This is a genomic window from Anaerobacillus sp. QJM3NY_32 (genome assembly GCF_056173645.1).
The window spans coordinates 1,233,574-1,252,304 of sequence record NZ_CM149684.1; the positions used below are offsets into that span (position 1 = coordinate 1,233,574).

The following is an 18,731-nucleotide window of genomic DNA, read 5'->3' on the forward strand; positions in this document are numbered from 1 at the left end:
ATGTCTTTGAACGGTAGAACATTGTTTGAAAATTATGCTAGATTTAAGTCGCGCTGATACATAAAAGAAACACACTGCTTGATAAAAGAGGTTACTACGCTTTGTTATGTCTCAGTTCTTTTTTGACTTAAAAGACTATTAATATCTCTTACGCCTGAACGAAGGTGTTAGGACATAAATAATCAAAAAAGTAGGAGGCATTACTATGTTTAAGAAATCAATTTTAGTTGTTTTTACGTTGGTTCTGTTGTTTAGTGGATATCAATTTGGACTTCCGTCCGCTCTTGCGATCCCTCCTGGAACACCGTCAAAGTCTGCCGCTCAATCTCAATTGGATTCCTTGACTGTACAGTCTGAAGATTCTATGTCCGGATACTCACGTGATAAATTCTCACACTGGATTGGACAGGGGAATGGCTGTGACACGCGTCAATTGGTGCTGCAGAGGGATGCTGATTATTACAGCGGTGACTGTCCTGTAACGTCTGGTAAATGGTACAGCTACTTTGATGGCGTGCAAGTGTATGACCCGTCTGATTTAGATATCGACCATATGGTTCCGTTGGCAGAGGCGTGGCGTTCAGGAGCAAGTAGTTGGAGCACACAAAAGCGAGAGGATTACGCGAATGACCTTGATGGTCCGCATCTTATTGCAGTAACGGCAAGCAGCAACCGCTCCAAGGGTGATCAGGATCCGTCTACTTGGAAGCCAACGCGTTACAGTGCTCACTGCGGGTATGCAAAGTGGTGGATCAATACGAAGTATGACTATGATTTAAGCCTTCAGTCTTCAGAGAAATCGGCTCTTCAAAGCATGCTGAATACGTGTAGTTATTAATTCGGGTTAGTGGATAGTTTGATCGTTTCGACAAGCTGAGGAGGTGCGCTCAAATGAAACAAAAGTCTTCCATTTTCACTGCAACTCACGGTGTTATGACCGAAGAAGTAGGTGTGATTAGCGGGGAGCTTGAACTGGTGACTTCCTGTGATGAGAAAGGCGATCTCACGCTTCGCATCACGTATGTAGGAGCAGAGGAGTGGTACACGCTCCCTGGGAAAGAATACCGCTTACACGATGTGCGTGACCATGAAGTCATTCACCGTTTGCTCGTATCGGTGCTTGAGCGCTCTTAAAATTCGACAAGTGACAGGCACCAAAAGGGGTCAGGTACGTACCTGACCCCTCCATCTCAACCATGCATCCCCCCAACCAACCAACTTTTAGCCCGATGAAACCCTACAGGAATTTGAATAATCGTCGTTTTCTGTGTAGCTTCCAGTTCATAAATCTCATCACAACCATTGATATCAAACCCAAGCAGGGGATGGCCGTTCATGGCAAGTGCGCTGGCTGATAACAATATTCGCTGAAGAAGCATCCCCGCTTCCAAATGTTGAATGCGATATCCTCTGTAACCAAGTTCGGCTTTGTGATATGTGCGATCTCCGACAATATGAAAGCAGATTGGAACTTGATGCAGATTAACGTTGTGAAGGGACATTCCAGCTTGGAGGTCTAAACGAAAGTCACCCTCTTTAATGGTTAAAAGGGAATGTGAAGTAGGGTCATATCGATAAGCCCCATTCGGAATGCCATCTACTTGATAAAAGCACCCGTAAAGAGAGACGCGTGACAATTGATTTTCTCCCTTATCTAAATCGTTAGCGTACCGGTAGGAATCGGTGCTTTCCTTCAGAAGGGAAGCGAGCTGAATCTGATCGATTCTTTGTCCGTTAAAATCCATTTCTGGTGAATAGCGATTCTGGCAAACGTGAGCTAAATCTTTGGTTATCGCCCTTGCTTTAGGCAAAGCAATCTTTAGCTTATCTTCGAATTTCTCTTCGCTTTTTTTAAGCCCCCGTATCAACCCGGTAGATTCAAGCAGCGTAGCATGATGAACCTGTGCGATTTCAGGAAACGGTAAGACGTTTTGAGAACGTTGGTAATGCGTTGTTTTGATTTTAGGAATTTCTTTAACCAACTCTGCTGCTGAACATTCTCCAGGCGCCTCTTCATGCACAATATTATGCTTTGATAGCGGAATGACCGCGTAAGTACTTTCCTCCAGTTCTTCTAGCCCCAGTAAGTGATTGATCGCTGAATCTAGAAATTGAAAATTGACTTCTGATGAAAAGGAGAAACGTTTACTAACCTCCAAAAGCTGACCAATAAGCGCCCCCGCATCCAACCCTTGAAGACGATAGGAAAAGTTGTTGTATTTAAAAAAGTTCTTCCAAAACATGGTTGTGATGATTACGGCCCCAAAACAGCTTGAAAGGTTAGAGCTACTTCCTAGTGCGCTGTTTAAGTAAGAATCAAAATTTCCTTTACGTAGCAAAAGAAGGCGATGATGAGCTACATCATAATGGTAAGTCCCGTTCGGTAGTTCATCTAGTTTAAGATATAGATACAGTTCACTCGGATATAAGCCGCCTCCTGATGGGGAGAAGCGGCGGAATGATTGCATCGTTTCCGCTGATTCTCCGTCCGTGTCAGAGGGAAAAGCTGTCTGGCTAATCTGAGACAGCCCATAAACATACCAGAGAAAAGTACCCATTGTCTTCAGGTTCGGTGGTTGGTGAAGTGACTGGTCTTGAAGCGTAAGTGTAATGTCGTAAGAAAGTCGGTACTCCGGCAAATGACGATAAATCTTAAATGGCAGGGGAGCATCGTCCCAATCCACTTCCCAGTTCGGTGGCTTCACAAGGTCATTTTGGAAATGTAGCTGATGTAGGAACAAGTCGAGATCCATCGTTTACCTCCTCGCCACGTTAAGGGAACGGGTGCGGATAAGGGTTGAGCTCCTCAACTGTTAGTTCGCGATCAACATATCCGAGTTCTTTTGGAACTTTCAATACTCGGCTTAAGCCGGTAACGCGCCTTAAGTGATGGCCAAATGTCATCGGCAGCATCCCTGGAATGATTACCTTTGCGCAGTGAAGTCCGTTCCGATGAATTTCAGGTGTAGTTTGATCAACGACGATGACATCCAAGTCCAAACGGCGAAAGGTTTGTAACATCGCATTTAGATCATCCGTGAGGTCGGCATGATGTTTTGACGGTTGAAAAGCTTCTTGGAATGTTTGCATAGGGCGATCCTGGTTCAGTAAGAAGTGAAGGCGTTCTTCCGCTTCAGGAAGTCCGTATACCATGCCGTGATCATCCATTTTCTTCACGAGAGAAGAGTCGTGATACATGGCTAGAAATTCATCTTTCTTGTTTTTGAAATCTTTATTTAATGGTGGGATCAGTCCAACACTCTCAAAGATTGCACTTTTTACAGCTCTCACAGGATCGAGATGTGCGCCAGCCGCACACATCAGGTTTAAGCGATCGGTATGAGAAGTGCGGTTCTTCGTGATCGTTAAGATGCAGGGGATGTCGTGTTCCATCGTTGCATTGTATAAATAAAGATCATAGCCTAGTACTTCTCGCATGCGGTCGATCATCAAATGCAGTTCTTCGTCGTTTGATGAGACTGGATCAATCCGAGGAAGAGAGAGCTTTGCATACCATGTTAATAGAAAAGAGTCGCGTTCAAGCACTTCCATCATGCCGTAGAAAATGGCTTCTTCAAGACTTCCTCCGATCGCACAGCCATTGGACGTTTCAAACACAAACCCATCCCCGCACCCCATGCTGTAATAAGCGAGCCGCTCTGGCACGAGAATCGGTTCTTTTTCAATGAGAGAGTAGCCCCACACCCAGTTCATTTTTCGATCAGGATGAAATGGAGCGAACGGATAGCCTTGCTCTGCATACTGTTCATCATCATGAACGCCGAGCTTAAGAGGGTTCAAAGCTCGATCTAGATTGCGATAGGAATCGTGAACAACGGTTCTTTTCCCTTTTGGATCAATGCCACAAGACCGCTCCAACCCTTCCAATATCGCTGTCATTTCACTCATCGCGTACGAATTTGTTCTTCCTGCAGAGCCTTCATTTCCATTAAACAGAGGAAGGTTAACGATCGCATCAGCATACGGTGTTTCAAAATCGATCATAAGACGATTTAATAGACCTGTTCGTGGATCGAGATAATCTCTTGAAAGTACGTTGCTTAAGTCGTCTATCGAACGACATCGATAGCGATCTTCACTAATTTTCAAACTTGGTTTAAGCGTAATCACCGCATCGGTTTCCGAGTCTTCGGGCAAATGACTGCAAACGGAACAATAGGCGTCTGGTAAGATACGATGGCGAGAGCTCTCAAGGGAACCTAAATTGGTAAATTGAATCGCCCTTTCTAATTGAGGAGACTTAAGATGTACCACATTGTGCACTTCATTTTTGATCAGTTGAGCCATTTGAAGAAGTCCCGTTTGAGAGAGCCATTCATCACGAATATCGTCAGCAGCCTTGCTTAAAACCTGTTGAATTTTCCATAGATCTTCCCGGTCGGTTGCTGCCATCATCTTTCTTGTATCCGCACATTGTGAACAGCCTTCACGACCGGGGCGAACGAGCGGACCAACGACACCTTCACCAAATGATAAGAAGCCCCGTAGCCAATCGATACCGTGTTCTCGCGCCACTTCCTCCGCAAGTTTATGGATCGATGGATTCCAATAGTCATGGATGACAAGTAACAATGTCGTCTGCTTAGGGATCGGCGCATCCAAATCTGGAAGAAGCGTGAGGTGAAGGTGGGGAGCGAGTTGTTCCGCTATGCATTCTCGTAGCAGGCCATTTCCTACTAATGTAATGTTAGCACTCACATCGTCTCCCCCTCTCTTAACAGAACGCCATAGATATTTACTGCTCCATCTTTTTTAAAAGTTTCAAGATTCACTTTGACGAAGGAAATCTCTTTTCCTTGTTGTTCAAAAAGGGTGAGGACAGACCGAAGAACATCAGCCTGAAGGCTTGCATCATAAGCAGGAATAGCGATGGATTGGATCGGTTTATCTTGAAACGGAATCGTTGAAAAAGAGAGTGCTGCTGAAATGGTCTTGTTTTGAGCTTCTTTCACGGCTTGTAGGAGCGCCCTTCGTAAAGCGAGCACGAGAGTCAGTCCGACGCTTCCGTACCAGCGCTGATCCTCAGCTTTTCTCCATACGACAGGCAGGCCGTTCGAATCTTTCCCTAAACCGAGATCGGGAACTTTCTTCATGGTCGTTAACACCTTCAAATAGAAGCGGCAGATATCGTCTTCAACTTTATCGACTGCACATCTCGATAGGCTTTCCATGCACTGATCGGCTTTCTGGTTCCATTCCTCTTCTACCATTGTTTGCAGTGCCCGATTGATCGCCTCAATGAACGTTTCTCCAGCACCGATGTGGAGATCGGTTTGCGAGTAAGTAGCTTTTTCATAAGGAGAGGGAAGTGACGAGATAATCTCCTCTTTTAACGGGAGGACGTATGCTTCTATTCCACTCATTCCGGCTTCCCGCCTTGCTTCTTCGTGTGTTAAAGCTGCACTTATAAACCTGGATGATTCAGCTGATTTAACGTTCACCGTCTGGATTTCACATTGAGCTAAAGGTAGTTGAATTAGCTCGCCTTCTTCCCACTTATGAAAAATGCCGATCTCACTTGAAGTTAACTGACTGAAATAGTAGAGAAGTTCGTTTTGATCTTTTTTCTCCATCCTTTCACTAGATTGTATAGAAACGGTTTCGACTTCGATCTTTCCTGATACTAGTGGATGAGATTGATAGGAATGCCACTTACCCTCAAGCGTTTCTGGGTTAAGTAGAAATACATGATTGTTCGAATGCGTAGGGACGCCTGTGCTCTTTTTAAACCATTCAAAAACGATCACATTCGCTAGCATTGCACCAGCGGACGGTGAAAAGGAGCTCGTGTTTAGTGATTCATGATGTAAGCTTCGCCATGCGGATTCCCAGCAGCCGCTGTCTGCAGTAACGAGCGGGCCGGCGATTCCAACTCCTTTTGTATAGATGGCGGGAAGAAATGTTTTTTTCTTTTCTTTACAGGCATGCAGAAGACTGCGGAGCTCCTGGACATTGTCATCTGAGGAGACGTATAAAACTGCATCAAATGGTTCGATCTGCTTCTCCCAGGAGATTGGGTCTCTTTTTAACATGACCTCAATTGAAACTTCAGGGTCTGATTTTCTTGCAGCTGCTTCGAACTCTTTGATTCGGTGTTGGCTAGTCTGCTCATCTGTTAGCAAGGTATGGAAACGAGGCAAACCGGAAGTAAGTAATGACGAAACCAGTCCAATTAACATCGATCCTTCTCCAACAATGAGAACGTTTTTCTGACGGTATTGCTGAAACCGATAAGATCCAGAGTCAGTAAAGCTTTCGATGAACTCAATTTGTGAATCAAACTTTTCCACGACCTTTGGTTTCAACTGGTGGGGACGATCTTGGCTAACGTCACGAAGGAACCCGTTCGTAAAGAGAGAGTCGGTAATCTCGTAAACCCGATCACGATACGGCTTTGATAGTCCATCTGTGAGACTTGCCAGCGAATATTCCCCGTTATACATCGGAATCAGTTTTTCAATCCATTGATAAATTGTGGTCCCTTCCATACGAAATGAACCTGAATTGTTCCTAAAATAAACGCTCCCGCTCGGCTCCGGCATGAAGAAAGTGCCCTTCTTTAGCTTTAAACGCATAGAAGGATGAACATTCATCATCAGACACCTCCTGATTCACTGATCTGACTTCATACTAGGAGTCTATGTTCGTTGCTTTGTCTCATATGTGTGGACAAAATCGCGACACCACGGCTAACGAATTTCAAATGAGTTTACTGATACAAAGTAAGGATAGTTTAAGTTGGATAAGGGGTTGGATATTTATGTTAAAGTTGAGATGGAAAGTGAAAAAGTTGTTTCTGAAAAGGACAGCAATTTTCAACAATTTGCTAGGATATAATAGACAATTTGAAACGAATGTTCATGCCAATCTTATGAAGAATAAGAGGCCATACGTATGGACTATCTGAGGGAATTCTGTCTCCTATAGGCAATGGCATTCAAAACAACTCCTTCAATGATGCGATAACCGAAAATGAAACCGAAGAATGAAGGGAGTCTTTAATAATGAAGAAAAAGAAGAAACTCATCCATTCCGAATGGAGATGGAGTGTGCTGGCTTTGGCGGTTTTCATCGGGGGGAGCTTTGGAAGTCAACTCGTCTTTCTGCCTGATGTGCCCTATTTACCTCCTATCTATGGGGCTTTAACCGGTTCTTTATTACTAGTTATCGCGAATGTGATTTACGTTCTTTATAAGAGAAAGAAAAATACCAGGGCGGGGGATGAGAAACAAAACCACATGTAAGTTTGTGGCAGATGAACGAGAAGAGTTCGTGAACGCGACTAATCGTGCAGTGGAACTTGATGATCAAAAAGTGATTAAAACACCTCCAGTCTTGACTTACGATCTTATTACGGATGAAAACACTTACCAAACATTTCATTTATGGATGACTGAAACCGGAGAAGGATTCATTCAAAGTCTTTTGTTGGAAGATCGTTTCACTTACCGATTGGAGGAAGGAGCGGTAACCGATTTAACCACCTTTTTGAACAACGAAGGAAATGTTGATCTTAGTACTCATATTGAGTTTGAACAATAAAGAACTTAGAGACATTCCTCTCTAACAAAGCATTTCTCCGAGATGGAGAAGTGCTTTTTTAATGAAGGTAAAGGTTGAGAAGAGGGAGAGTTCGAAACGTCCTTTGGTCTATAAACTAGCGAACAGGATGCTTAATGAGCTATCTACAGAACCCAATAGAAATATAAGTCTTCCCTCTTCTGAAATGTGTCCATTTACTTAAAACCTTCCTATGCGCATTGATTTTAATATAGATGTCTATTACCATAAAGATGTATTCAAAATACTTCTTTAAAAACCGGTTCATACACCTGTTCTTTTATCCGGCATCTACTATCACGGTTCATTAAGTGATCGATTGATTGAAAAAGCAAGAGAGGTGTATAAGGACTAGAAACATTGCCAACATTAGATCAGAAAGGGGTTATGACATGTTAAACGAAAATACAATTAAGATCGTCAAATCAACTGCTCCGGTATTGCAGGAGCATAGCCAGGAGATCGGGGAAAGATTCTATGAATTGTTATTCTCGCGCGTACCAGATCTATATAATATGTTTAACCAAACGAATCAAAAATTAGGTACTCAACAAGGAGCACTTGCGTACGGCGTTTATTTAGCTGGAGCCAATATTGATAATCTAGAAGAAATCGAGTCAATGGTAGAGAGAGTGACTGAAAAACACCGGGCTCTAGGTGTTCAGCCTGAACAATACCCAATTGTAGGGAAAACGTTACTTGAAGCAGTTAAAGATGTTCTGGGCGATACGGCAACAGACGAGATTATCGATGCCTGGGGAGAAGCTTACACAGCTATTGCAGATATTTTCATTAAAACAGAAGCTAAGCTCTACGAACAAACAGATCAGAAACAGGGTGGATGGATCGGAAATCGTTCTTTCTATGTCGATCGTAAGGTGAAAGAAAGCGATGTTATTACTTCATTTTATTTAAAACCAGAGGACGGTGGTCCTATTGCGTCTTATAAACCTGGCCAGTATCTCACGTTAGAAGCCAATATAGAGGGTGAACAATATTCTCATATGAGGCATTATAGTTTGTCAGATGCTCCTAATAAAGATTATTACCGAATTAGCGTTAAACGTGAGGATGCCGTAGACGATGCACCAGCCGGAATAGTATCAAACTATCTTCATCATGATATTTCTGAAGGTCACACACTATCTATTGCAGCACCAGCAGGGGATTTCACCTACACAACTGACGACCAACCGATTGTGTTGATTAGTGGAGGTGTAGGAATTACACCGATGTTGAGCATGCTGAATAGCCTGGTTGAGAACGGTTCGAATCGTGAAATCACGTTCATTCATGCTGCTCAAAATAGCAATGTACATGCAATAGGGGAGCACGTAGAGAAGTTAGCGAAAGAAAATTCAAACGTTTCTTATTATGTGTGTTATTCTGATCCAACTGAACAGGATCGCGCTGAGCTTCGCTTTGATAAAGAAGGGTTGATTGATTTAGATTGGCTTCAATCGGTCTTATCTAATCATCAAAAAGACTTTTACTTTTGTGGTCCCCTTCCCTTCTTGAAATCTGTAAATGAATCGCTTAAAGAATGGGGAGTACCAGCAGAGAGACGTCACTATGAGTTGTTCAGTCCTGTTAGTACAATTGAGGAAGAATAGCTCCCTACTAAAAGTGATAGATAAGCCGATCTAATGTGGCGCATAGATACGTTGAAGGGAGAGGTATTTATGGAAACGAAAGAAAATGAAAAAGTCCTCCGCTTGCAAACGGTGCTTGAAGAAGCTTTAAAACCGATTACTACAAAATTGGAAACGTTAGAAAGAGATGTAGCATCGGTACAAAAAGCACAAGAAGAATTAAAAAAGATGGTGCAAAAAGAAAAATAAGCTATTACTCCAAACGTAGATACGATAGTTATTCTCGATATAAATAGATAAATAGTGCCTGACTCCCTATGGGTGACAGGCACTATTTATCTATTTGAATAAAGGTGAAGAGAAAGAGTTTTTAACATGAAGTTGGAGAAAGGAGGACAGTTCATGAAAATCTATACGATTGGACATTCCAATCATTCCAAGGAATATTTTCTGGACATGTTGCGAGAAGCTGACATTTCCTACGTGGCGGACATCCGAGCTTTCCCCGGAAGCCGGAAGCACCCGCAATATAAGAGCGAAAATATGAAGGAATGGCTTCGGGAAGCAAAGATAGAATACGCACACTTTCCTCTTCTCGGTGGGAGACGACGTCAGTCTAGCTCTGTTGGGGCTGAGTTGAATGAAGGGTGGAAAAACCCTTCATTTCACAATTACGCTGATTTTACGTTGACGAACGAATTTATTGAAGGAGTAAAGAAACTTAAGACGCAGGCGAAGAAAATGAACGTGGCCTACATGTGTTCTGAACGTCATCCCGCCAGATGTCACCGTTTGCTCATCAGTAATTGGTTACAGGCAAACAATTGGGAAGTTCTCCACATCATCGACGATTCTAAAAAAACAATAAAGCTCGTTAAGCATGAGCTTGGAAAGTGGGGGGCCATGCCAATAATTGAAAAGGATGGTACCGTCGTGTATCCAAGCTTATATGAATAAAGATCACTTCATTACTGCAAGATAGTAGGCTCCTTTTCTCTCATTGAAAAGGAAGTCGCCCCCACCCATAAGAAAATCTCCACACAAAGAAGAAGAAAAACAACCCAGCTCCACAGAAGTAAAAATTGATGCTGAAACAGATCGATAAAAGCTATCGAGTTTTGTCGCTCTGGCATTGCCATCGAAAAAGCGTAAAACATCCCAAACGTAAAGTTCCTCGACCACTGACTCACATCATACGTGAATAACCCCTTTCTCCAACCGAATGCTTGAACTCTCTTGACTGCTCTTATGATTTCGATCGTTTCAACGCTAAGCAAGATAAGAAGAACCGCTATCCATATAAAGAGAAGGCTAGTTGCCGACAAAGCCTGAGTGGACACGAGTGCTAATCCAGTGATCGATAATGCCCCGTGAAGAATGCAGTTTGTATTCTTCCAATCGTCTTTCAACGACCAGTTTCTTCCGCGCAAATAACGTAAGCTTAAACACCAAATTCCACATAGATAGAAAAGCCCACCTAAAATCACACCGAATAATAGAACCTCAAGAGGTAAGGAAAACATCTTCGCCCATGTAACGACAAGGGCTTGAGTCGTCACAGTTGATAGCAAAATAATTCCATGTATAGAAGAGGTGGATTGTTCTTTCAATAGAGAATAAAAATGAATAAGGCTACCGCCTAAGAACAGGAAGCTTAGAAATGTATTTAAAATGACAAGTATTTGAATGACGTAAAATGATTCAGGAAAATACTTTAACGTTACCTGACAAAGAACAAATATCCCCGCAACCCACGTCCCCATCATAAAAAAACGAACGGGATGGTGGAGGACTGTTTCCCTCCATTCTCTACGAGAAAACTGTAGCATTAATGAAGATAATAAGCCCACACTAATTAGCCAAACGCCAATGAGTAACATCCCACCAAAATTCCGTGCAATGAGAGGGAAAGCCTCGACGTCTGCATAGAGGAAAATCCCAAGTGCCATTAGTATCGCGCCCGATGCCGGATGAATTTCTCTTCTCTTTATGTTTGCTTTCATAAAAATCACTCGTTTCTTATTGGTCACGAGTTCCATGATATAGCTTATTGGCATATTTCAAAAGGATTTTTTCTGAGGTTTTTAACTCGGATCGAGTTGATTTCAAAAGCTATCAAAGGTGAAAGCGATCTGAATAAGAGATTTCTTTTTATGAAAATAGAGATTGAGTAAATGACTATAATTTGAAATAATTGGTATTGAGGTTAGGGATGATGTTAGCTCATATGACAATTTCTTGGGTAAAGGATAAGGATATTACTACCCAAGATACGATTGAATTTTTGATTTATGGAATCATTCCGGATTTATTCTTTTGATATCGAAAGAAAGAGGTGAATCCAGGTGTTAAATTATAAAACCATAAATATAGCTAAACATCGTAAAGAAGTCATAACGTTTCGTAAGGATTCCTTTCTAGTGAGTTTTGGAGATTTAACAAACTTTGGAGATGAAAATAAATACTTAAATTGGTTAGAAAATAAGGTGAATGAATTTCCAGGCGGTTTCGTTATGGTAGAAAAAGATGCTGAAATCATCGGACAGCTAGAATTAACTGTAAAGGAATATGAAGGTAGGAAAATTGGCTATGTGAATTTATACTATTTAGTCCCAGAAAGCCGAGGGAGCGGTATAGGCAAAGAGTTACACAAATACGCTTCCAATTATTTTGCGAATCAAAATCTTAAAGAATTTCACTTGAGAGTATCACCGTCAAATCCATCTGCATTAAGGTTTTACCATAAACTTGGTATGGAAGAGATGGGTTTAGAGTTGGATGGAACAGTGATAAGAATGAGAGGGTTTATCTAAACGGCTAGTTAAAGAATAGAGAAGCGCTTGCTGATTAAAAGGTAAGCGCTAAACGTACGTTTAGAGCAAATTGGTTGAATAAATCATCAATAAGGGATTGATTATTATCGGGTTTTCACTAGTGTTTTTAATGGTTTTAGGAACTATTGCCATTTTGACGTTTATCGTTACTCCAATTAGAGCTGCTAGAAAAAATGAAAAAGGAAAACCACCTCGAAAAATCTCTTATGTTATCGTAGGTTTGTTGGTTTTACACTGGGGGTTTTTCTTATCAAATGGTTACGCATTATTACCTGTGAATATAGCAGATGCCCTATTTATGCCTGCATGGGTAGTGCTATGTGTCGCAGGGTTAATAATAGCGAACTATGAGTTTAAAAGTAACAAAGTTTTTTCAATTTCAGTGGCTGGTTTTACAGCAATCAGCTTATTATTTAGCATCTTCATTAATGGCATAACGAATATGTAAGGAATTCATTCCACTGAAATAGAAATTTTTAATTTTTCGAGAGGTGAATCTAAATATGGATAGTATTATTTTTGATTTAGACGGAACGATTTGGGATCCGATTGATACTGTACTTGATGCGTGGAATGGCTGCATCAAGAAGCATAGTCAAATTAGCAGAGAACTAACCCGAACTGATTTTGAAGGAACTATGGGGCTACAAGTGCACGACATTAGTGAAAAATTGTTTCCGCATTTGGCAAAGGAAGTGCGTGACCAAGTGATGCAAGAGTGTTTAAATACCGAGGAGCATTACTTAAAGAAACAAGGGGGCCAACTTTTCCATAAGGTAGAGGATGTCCTTAGTTTACTTTCAAAGAAATACAAACTATATATCGTTAGCAACTGCCAGGATGGATACATCGAATCGTTTTATGAGTTTCATAACTTAGGCGAGTACTTTTCGGACTTTGAGAATCCAGGGAGAACCGGGCTATCTAAAGGGGAAAATATTAACTTGATTATCGAAAGGAACAACCTAACTAATCCTATATATATAGGCGATACAGAAGGTGATTTAAAGGCATCAAGATATGCTGGGATACCTTTTGTTTATGCAAAGTATGGGTTTGGAGAGGTAAGTGAATATGATGAGGTTATAGATAGGTTTGAAGAGTTGGTGGAATTATATGGATCTTAAAGGGGCCTTATGAGGAATAGCCTTGTAATTCTCGGGAGCTAAGTTTAATGATACTCTCCGGAACATCAAGTATAGCGATGGAGAAAATACGCAAAGTTAATAGTTCAATCAGAAAAACGTACTTTCAAAAATGCGTCTTCTTGAGGAAAGTTGCTTTTATTTTAGTCTAGATCGCTCATCTTGAATAAGAAATATCGTGTTCTACAGTTTAAACGGTAGGCACTGCATTTAAGAGACTGCTAATCCTTTAGAACTCTCCAGCTATGGCGACTGGTACCCTCTAGAATCAGGTCATTTTGACCTATCTTACATTGATAAATTTCATCTGTTTCCAATAAAGGAATGTCCTAACCCCCACCTTCATAGACTTAGAGAAAAGAAGGGAGGTGGTCTCAATAATTGAGTGGAGTGTTACCCTTGTAGCCATCGCGTTTATTGTTCTTGTCGTCTATTTGGTGTTAACATTACGAAAAGTTATGACAACATTGGCAGAAACAAAGGAGACGCTGTCTGGCGTCCGGAATTCTGTAAACGGCATTTCAGATGAAGCAGAGGAACTGATTCATAAAGCCAATGAAATTTCGGTTGATGTAAAAGGGAAAATGGAAGCCGTTGACCCCTTAATCGAGTCCGCTCATGATGTGGGCGATATGATACACGATGTAACAAGCTCAATAAAAAGAACGGCACTGCAGAAGAACCGTAAGAAAACCATCCATACACAGGAAAGTAAGCCAGTGCACATTAAATTGAAATAAGGAGAAAGAGACTGGGAATAGGTAGTGACCCCTGAAAGTTAATTAAAACTAACTTGCGGGGTGCACTACCAAACCGGTCTCTTTTTAAATTTATGAGCTTCCGAGGCTAGGATTTATCTATATTGTATAGAGACTTTTAGGCTGTTCACTATATCATTAGTCCTGTACAACGGTCATGCAGCTTTAATGAAATGAAAAAGAGCTTGGAAGCATTGTGCCTCTAAGCTCTTTTCTGTGGGGTTTTAGCTTATGATGTAATTCGTTTATCAAAAGCGTGATTAAAATCAATCCAATTTCATTTTATGTTAGGAATTGATCCGATCAGCGTCCACCACAACGACCACCGCCTCCACCGCAACGACCGCCACCTCCACATCTTGCGGCACAACCGCCGCATCCAGCGCATCGAGCACAACGCGCGCAGCCGCCGCCGCATCCGGCACACCCCGCACATCCAGCACAACCCGCGCATCCAGCGCATCGGAAGCAGCCATAGCAAACAAACCCGATTAAGCGGGAATCATTTGGATCAACATTTGTATGATAGTTGACTTGCTCACATGGTACTAAATTTTGGGCATGGTATTCTCCGACATCTAAGTGTTGAAGATCATTTTGAAATTGATTCATTTATGTCACCTCCACCGACGTTCTTTTCTAATGGTTTGAATATCCTAGTCGATTATCTAGTGAAACACTTTCTCCAACAAAATATGTAGAGTGACTGGGTAATGTTCCTAATTAAGGAGCGGAATACATCGGTACAAACTAGTGGGAGCCGAGAGCTTTTGGAACAAAAAGAGAGGAGGACAATTGAAAAGGTTGTGTTCTTAGTCGATGTTGTTGTTAGAAAAATAGGCAGAGTATCGGCTCTGCCTGTTATCATTTTTCACCAGAAACTATGGATTCATTATTTTTCCATCACTCATTTTAACGATATGCTCCGCATAGACTAACATCTCTTCATCATGCGTAACCGTTAATGTCGTCATATCTTGAGATTTCGTTAGTTGTTGAATCAATTCCATCGTATCTCGTGACCTTATGGAATCCAAACTTGCTGTTGGCTCGTCTGCAAACAGAACTTTGGGCTTATGGATGATAGCGCGTGCTACAGCGACTCGTTGTTTTTCTCCGCCAGATAAAGAGGAAGGATAGGCTGTTAGACGATGAGTCATGCCAACCTTTTCTAGTATTCTCTTTATCTGTTTTTCTTTGTCATGTTTCGTTATTTTCATTCCAGCAATGTCCATCATCATTGAAAGTTGTTCTTCAACGGTCAGAAAAGGGACAAGATGAGACGATTGAAACACAAAACCGAAATGACGCGCTCTGATTTTTCTTACTTGTTCTGAACGCAATTCTGCTAAATTCTGATTTTCAAATAGGATTTGGCCACTTGTGAGAGGTTGAAGGCCAGCCGCTATTGTTAGCAATGTACTTTTTCCAGAACCTGAAGAACCTATTAAAGTGGTTACTTCACCTTTCTCAAGTGACAAATCCACCCCTTTTAACACTTCTTCTTCCGTTTCTCCATTAATAAACGACTTTCTTACTTGTTCTAATCGTAATTGAGTCATGTTAAGCCTCTCCTTGTTGAATGGCTTGCAAAGGTTCAATTTTTTTAATTTGAAAGCCTGATAGAGTGGATCCTAAGAATCCAACAATCGCAAAGACGAAAGATAGTTGAATCGTGGTTGTGAGAGATAAGTGGTAAGGCATGCTGTCTGGAGCGATCATTTGAAAAACTTGGCTAAACAATGCAGAAACGATAAGAGCTGTCATTGTAATAAGCGCCATCTGACTCCAGATCATCTTGAACAAGTCACTCGTCCGAATCCCTAAGGCTTTGAGTATGCCGTACATGCCGATTTTCTGGACATTCATCATATAAAAGAAAATGGCAAACAGCATGCCGCTAATCACAACTAGAAACCAAACAATCATATTAAGCGTCATTTGCTCAGCCTGGTAACTTGGAATGGTAGATAGAAATTCATTTTTAGAAAATGACTGTAAACCATTGATCTCCTCCGTTGTATGAGGACGATAGATGAGCTGCGATTCGTTTGTTCGAAACATGTTGTTAAATGATTCTTGATTGATATATGCAACGGGTGAGTGGTTGAATTTTTTGTTACTTACAAAATCAATCACCTCAAAGGTTCCTCGAAACAGTGGACTGGATAGTTGATCACCGACCTTAATACCTTCGTCTTTTAACGAGCTATCGAGGATGATTTCTCCACTATCTACATTTTGAAATAGTGTTGTATCCGTAGAAGTGAGGAAAGCCACGCTCTGTTGGTTGTCTGATTCTTTTTTTAGTGACCCCATTTGAAGTGAAAAAGCGAAGGCATTCTTATCATTCTCAAGAATTTGATGGTGTGTCTTTTCTTCTAGATGAGATTGGGTGTAGGACTCATTCGAATCCTCACTCATGTAAAATGTGCCATCTGGCATGTTTTTGATCAATGATACGTTGTCTTGAGATAATCCATTTGCTAGACCAGAAATAATGAACGTCGCCAAACTAATGAGTAAAACGATGGAGCCTACAATGAGGAATTTTGATTTATTTTTCTTCATTTCTTTCCAAGCCATATTCATTTACCATCATTCCTTTCTATAAGAAAAACCTTTCGTTCCTTACACTGATTACTTTAAATCAGGTAAGTGAACAAAAGGTTAATAAATCATTACAAACGTGGAAGGATGATTGTAAATGTCGTTCCTTTTTCTAGTTGGCTATCGACGTGAATTTGCCCCTTATGAAGCTCGATAATTTCTTTTACAATGGATAATCCTAAGCCTGTACCCTGCTTTGTTCTCGTTCGAGCTAAGTCGGCACGATAGAAGCGATCAAAGATTTGTTCTTTTTCATCGGATGTTAAGCCTATCCCCGTATCTTTAAATGTTAGTTCAATTTGATCATGTAACTCTTCCAACGTGATCTCGATCGACCCGCCTGGTTGATTATATTTAATCGCATTGGTTAAAAGGTTTTCCCAAACGGTATACAAAAGTTCTGAATTTCCATTATAGCTGACATCGTCAAGAGAATAGGTCAATGAAAGATCGTTTTCATTTATAAGCCAATGATAGCGATGCAGAAGACTTCTTAATTGAACAGATAATTCAAAGGGTTTTCTAGACAGGATATTCTCTTTTGGTTCAAGAGAGGATAGGGTTAAGAGCTGTTTGGATAGAATGGACATGCGTTCTGTTTCCTCTTGGATCACCTTTAAGTAATCACTTCTGTCTTCTTCCGAAAGCGCGTTGTTTTGTAATAAACGACTATACCCCTGAATATTCAACAAAGGCGTTTGAATATCATGGGATACATTTGATACAAACGATTTTCGCAGTTTATCTAATTTCCCAAGCCGTGCGATCATATCCTTGAAATTCTGTGCGAGTTGACCAATCTCATCCTTTCGATGAATGTCTAAGTGTACATCAAATCCTTCTTCCCTGACTTTATTCGTTGCATGAGATAACTTGCGAATCGGGCGGATGAGCATCGCAGACCAGATAAGTTCTGCCACTAAACTTAAGATAAAGATCGCTAAAACCATCCATCCTAAAAGGAGGTGAACTTCACTAAATAAGAGCTTAATATTTGGTCGCATAAAAAGAGCATACTGTTTATCGTCGTAGGTTAGAGGAACACCGACTGAATTCTTCAGCTCATTTGCGAAAAATCCTGTCACAAACGTTTTCTTGGGGAATTCTCTCATGCCATGATAGAGCTCACCATCAATGACAGTTTCGACAGCTTCTGATGACAAATTCTTTTCATCAAATGCGCCTCCAAAAAAACGACTTTCACCTTGACCAATCAAAAAGACTTGGTATCCTGTTGAAGCTGTGTGGTCAAGGTACTCTTCAAGATCTTTCTGTGTTTCTGAGTATTCGGCTACTTTGATTGCGATCTCCATGTTCTTAGCGTCATTTTCGGGCTTTAAGTTATTTTGGTAGTAGGCATTCGCAATAAAAAAACCAATAAGAGAACTCATCAACATAATGAACAACGTTGTTATCAAAAATTTAGCATATAAAGACTTCATCATGAGGTTACCTCTAACTTATATCCTACGCCACGAACGGTGCCAATTTTAATGGTGGATGTGACTGAGCCTAAGCGTTCACGGACCCTTTTTACGTGAACATTTAACGTTCTCTCATCTCCTTCGAAATCTATTCCCCATATATGTTCAATTAGGTAATCTCGATTAAAAACCTGGTTTGGTCGAGAAGCTAACAGGGCTAATAACTCAAACTCCTTTAAAGGCATGAGCAAGTGTTGTTTCCCAATTTGCACCTCGAAATTTCTTTTATCAATTTTCACATCATTTAATTGAATCATATAGTGACTGGGTTTATCGTATCGCCTTAAGACGGCCTGAACACGAAAAATCAGTTCCTTCGGTTCAAACGGTTTGACGATATAATCATCAGTTCCAGCCGTGTATCCTTGTTCTTTATCATGAAGAGCCCCTTTGGCTGTCAATAAGATAACTGGAATGTCATACGTATCTCTTATCTTTTTGGTAAGTGTATATCCGTCCATTCCAGGCATCATCACATCCACGATAGCGAGATCTATTGTCACTTCTTCTAATAGAGCCAAAGCTTCTATACCATTCTTTGATTTGTATGTATAAAATCCAACATCTCTTAAAGTAACCTCTACAAGATTTAAAATGTGCGGATCGTCATCGATAATTAAAATGGAAATCACGTTTTTCACCCTTTCTGTACGACCGGACTTCTTCATACATATTTTACACCGTTAAGATGAACAGGAGATTAACGAATAAGAGATACCAAAAGAAT

General features: G+C 41.0%; 20 protein-coding genes. 11 read left to right on the forward strand and 9 right to left on the reverse strand.

The genetic code is table 11. The annotated features are described in order from the left end of the window. Nucleotides 1–205 precede the first annotated feature (205 nt). Together AC0VYH_RS06655 and AC0VYH_RS06660 are read left to right on the forward strand one after the other, a co-directional pair. Complete coding sequence (locus AC0VYH_RS06655; protein WP_283152621.1) at nucleotides 206–838, forward strand: HNH endonuclease family protein; 633 nt, start codon at nucleotides 206–208, stop codon at nucleotides 836–838. Nucleotides 839–891: 53 nt separating this feature from the next. Continuing rightward, a complete protein-coding gene (locus AC0VYH_RS06660; RefSeq protein WP_371019008.1) occupies nucleotides 892–1,134 on the forward strand; it encodes a hypothetical protein in 243 nt (80 codons plus the stop codon). Between the two features lie 56 nt (nucleotides 1,135–1,190). On the opposite strand, the gene AC0VYH_RS06665 is transcribed toward AC0VYH_RS06660, so the two are convergent. From AC0VYH_RS06665 to AC0VYH_RS06675, 3 genes are read right to left on the reverse strand one after another with little or no spacing between them, the layout of a single operon-like run. Continuing rightward, a complete protein-coding gene (locus AC0VYH_RS06665; protein WP_475373512.1) occupies nucleotides 1,191–2,753 on the reverse strand; it encodes a SagB family peptide dehydrogenase in 1,563 nt (520 codons plus the stop codon). 19 nt (nucleotides 2,754–2,772) lie between these two features. Next, nucleotides 2,773–4,719: a TOMM precursor leader peptide-binding protein gene (locus tag AC0VYH_RS06670; RefSeq protein ID WP_475373513.1), complete on the reverse strand. Its 1,947-nt coding sequence runs from the start codon at nucleotides 4,717–4,719 to the stop codon at nucleotides 2,773–2,775. Then, nucleotides 4,716–6,617, reverse strand: coding sequence for a putative thiazole-containing bacteriocin maturation protein (locus AC0VYH_RS06675; protein ID WP_475373514.1), 1,902 nt, complete (start codon nucleotides 6,615–6,617; stop codon nucleotides 4,716–4,718). Before AC0VYH_RS06675 ends, AC0VYH_RS06670 begins: the two co-directional genes overlap by 4 nt. Nucleotides 6,618–7,025: 408 nt before the next feature. Here AC0VYH_RS06675 and AC0VYH_RS06680 point away from each other — a divergent pair, with 408 nt between their 5' ends. The 5 genes from AC0VYH_RS06680 (at nucleotide 7,026) to AC0VYH_RS06700 (ending at nucleotide 10,130) form a co-directional block, all read left to right on the forward strand. Further along, nucleotides 7,026–7,265, forward strand: a complete 240-nt coding sequence (locus tag AC0VYH_RS06680) for a hypothetical protein (protein ID WP_475366939.1) — start codon at nucleotides 7,026–7,028, stop codon at nucleotides 7,263–7,265. Then, nucleotides 7,243–7,563 carry a hypothetical protein gene (locus AC0VYH_RS06685; protein WP_475366940.1) on the forward strand — a complete coding sequence of 107 codons (321 nt, stop codon included), beginning with the start codon at nucleotides 7,243–7,245 and terminating at the stop codon, nucleotides 7,561–7,563. Before AC0VYH_RS06680 ends, AC0VYH_RS06685 begins: the two co-directional genes overlap by 23 nt. Nucleotides 7,564–7,973: 410 nt before the next feature. Continuing rightward, entirely contained in the window at nucleotides 7,974–9,194 is a 1,221-nt protein-coding gene (gene hmpA, locus AC0VYH_RS06690; protein ID WP_475366941.1) for an NO-inducible flavohemoprotein, read from the forward strand. 69 nt (nucleotides 9,195–9,263) lie between these two features. Further along, on the forward strand, nucleotides 9,264–9,422 hold the full coding sequence (locus AC0VYH_RS06695) for a hypothetical protein (protein WP_194220805.1): 159 nt from the start codon (nucleotides 9,264–9,266) through the stop codon (nucleotides 9,420–9,422). Between the two features lie 153 nt (nucleotides 9,423–9,575). After that, nucleotides 9,576–10,130 carry a DUF488 domain-containing protein gene (locus AC0VYH_RS06700; RefSeq protein ID WP_475373515.1) on the forward strand — a complete coding sequence of 185 codons (555 nt, stop codon included), beginning with the start codon at nucleotides 9,576–9,578 and terminating at the stop codon, nucleotides 10,128–10,130. 11 nt (nucleotides 10,131–10,141) lie between these two features. Here AC0VYH_RS06700 and AC0VYH_RS06705 read toward each other — a convergent pair whose 3' ends face one another. After that, on the reverse strand, nucleotides 10,142–11,176 hold the full coding sequence (locus tag AC0VYH_RS06705; RefSeq protein WP_475373516.1) for a TDT family transporter: 1,035 nt from the start codon (nucleotides 11,174–11,176) through the stop codon (nucleotides 10,142–10,144). Nucleotides 11,177–11,518: 342 nt separating this feature from the next. Here AC0VYH_RS06705 and AC0VYH_RS06710 point away from each other — a divergent pair, with 342 nt between their 5' ends. From AC0VYH_RS06710 to AC0VYH_RS06725, 4 genes are all read left to right on the forward strand, one after another. Next, a complete protein-coding gene (locus tag AC0VYH_RS06710) occupies nucleotides 11,519–11,986 on the forward strand; it encodes a GNAT family N-acetyltransferase (RefSeq protein WP_475368688.1) in 468 nt (155 codons plus the stop codon). A gap of 121 nt (nucleotides 11,987–12,107) precedes the next feature. After that, nucleotides 12,108–12,455, forward strand: coding sequence for a hypothetical protein (locus tag AC0VYH_RS06715; RefSeq protein ID WP_475373517.1), 348 nt, complete (start codon nucleotides 12,108–12,110; stop codon nucleotides 12,453–12,455). Between the two features lie 55 nt (nucleotides 12,456–12,510). Beyond that, nucleotides 12,511–13,134, forward strand: coding sequence for an HAD family hydrolase (locus AC0VYH_RS06720; RefSeq protein WP_475373518.1), 624 nt, complete (start codon nucleotides 12,511–12,513; stop codon nucleotides 13,132–13,134). 386 nt (nucleotides 13,135–13,520) lie between these two features. Continuing rightward, entirely contained in the window at nucleotides 13,521–13,892 is a 372-nt protein-coding gene (locus tag AC0VYH_RS06725; protein WP_475366947.1) for a DUF948 domain-containing protein, read from the forward strand. A gap of 321 nt (nucleotides 13,893–14,213) precedes the next feature. On the opposite strand, the gene AC0VYH_RS06730 is transcribed toward AC0VYH_RS06725, so the two are convergent. The 5 genes from AC0VYH_RS06730 to AC0VYH_RS06750 form a co-directional block, all read right to left on the reverse strand. After that, nucleotides 14,214–14,522, reverse strand: a complete 309-nt coding sequence (locus tag AC0VYH_RS06730) for a heterocycloanthracin/sonorensin family bacteriocin (protein WP_475373519.1) — start codon at nucleotides 14,520–14,522, stop codon at nucleotides 14,214–14,216. Between the two features lie 269 nt (nucleotides 14,523–14,791). Next, on the reverse strand, nucleotides 14,792–15,472 hold the full coding sequence (locus AC0VYH_RS06735; protein WP_475373520.1) for an ABC transporter ATP-binding protein: 681 nt from the start codon (nucleotides 15,470–15,472) through the stop codon (nucleotides 14,792–14,794). A gap of 1 nt (nucleotide 15,473) precedes the next feature. Beyond that, the gene (locus tag AC0VYH_RS06740) at nucleotides 15,474–16,502 is read right to left on the reverse strand and encodes an ABC transporter permease (protein ID WP_475373521.1); all 1,029 of its coding nucleotides are present in this window, start codon (nucleotides 16,500–16,502) and stop codon (nucleotides 15,474–15,476) included. An 89-nt stretch (nucleotides 16,503–16,591) separates the two neighbouring features. Continuing rightward, nucleotides 16,592–17,965 carry a sensor histidine kinase gene (locus tag AC0VYH_RS06745; RefSeq protein ID WP_475373522.1) on the reverse strand — a complete coding sequence of 458 codons (1,374 nt, stop codon included), beginning with the start codon at nucleotides 17,963–17,965 and terminating at the stop codon, nucleotides 16,592–16,594. Beyond that, complete coding sequence (locus tag AC0VYH_RS06750) at nucleotides 17,962–18,672, reverse strand: response regulator transcription factor (protein WP_475373523.1); 711 nt, start codon at nucleotides 18,670–18,672, stop codon at nucleotides 17,962–17,964. Before AC0VYH_RS06750 ends, AC0VYH_RS06745 begins: the two co-directional genes overlap by 4 nt. Nucleotides 18,673–18,731: the final 59 nt, after the last annotated feature.

Excerpts from the sequence above, each read along its gene's own strand:
- AC0VYH_RS06675 (WP_475373514.1), bottom strand. The coding sequence starts at position 6,617 with ATGATGAATGTTCATCCTTCTATGCGTTTAAAGCTAAAGAAGGGCACT.
- AC0VYH_RS06665 (WP_475373512.1), bottom strand. The coding sequence starts at position 2,753 with ATGGATCTCGACTTGTTCCTACATCAGCTACATTTCCAAAATGACCTT.
- AC0VYH_RS06720 (WP_475373518.1), top strand. The coding sequence starts at position 12,511 with ATGGATAGTATTATTTTTGATTTAGACGGAACGATTTGGGATCCGATT.
- AC0VYH_RS06750 (WP_475373523.1), bottom strand. The coding sequence starts at position 18,672 with ATGAAGAAGTCCGGTCGTACAGAAAGGGTGAAAAACGTGATTTCCATT.
- AC0VYH_RS06655 (WP_283152621.1), top strand. The coding sequence starts at position 206 with ATGTTTAAGAAATCAATTTTAGTTGTTTTTACGTTGGTTCTGTTGTTT.
- AC0VYH_RS06705 (WP_475373516.1), bottom strand. The coding sequence starts at position 11,176 with ATGAAAGCAAACATAAAGAGAAGAGAAATTCATCCGGCATCGGGCGCG.
- AC0VYH_RS06745 (WP_475373522.1), bottom strand. The coding sequence starts at position 17,965 with ATGATGAAGTCTTTATATGCTAAATTTTTGATAACAACGTTGTTCATT.
- AC0VYH_RS06685 (WP_475366940.1), top strand. The coding sequence starts at position 7,243 with ATGAGAAACAAAACCACATGTAAGTTTGTGGCAGATGAACGAGAAGAG.
- AC0VYH_RS06700 (WP_475373515.1), top strand. The coding sequence starts at position 9,576 with ATGAAAATCTATACGATTGGACATTCCAATCATTCCAAGGAATATTTT.
- AC0VYH_RS06680 (WP_475366939.1), top strand. The coding sequence starts at position 7,026 with ATGAAGAAAAAGAAGAAACTCATCCATTCCGAATGGAGATGGAGTGTG.
- AC0VYH_RS06695 (WP_194220805.1), top strand. The coding sequence starts at position 9,264 with ATGGAAACGAAAGAAAATGAAAAAGTCCTCCGCTTGCAAACGGTGCTT.
- AC0VYH_RS06660 (WP_371019008.1), top strand. The coding sequence starts at position 892 with ATGAAACAAAAGTCTTCCATTTTCACTGCAACTCACGGTGTTATGACC.
- AC0VYH_RS06740 (WP_475373521.1), bottom strand. The coding sequence starts at position 16,502 with ATGAATATGGCTTGGAAAGAAATGAAGAAAAATAAATCAAAATTCCTC.
- hmpA (WP_475366941.1), top strand. The coding sequence starts at position 7,974 with ATGTTAAACGAAAATACAATTAAGATCGTCAAATCAACTGCTCCGGTA.
- AC0VYH_RS06730 (WP_475373519.1), bottom strand. The coding sequence starts at position 14,522 with ATGAATCAATTTCAAAATGATCTTCAACACTTAGATGTCGGAGAATAC.
- AC0VYH_RS06735 (WP_475373520.1), bottom strand. The coding sequence starts at position 15,472 with ATGACTCAATTACGATTAGAACAAGTAAGAAAGTCGTTTATTAATGGA.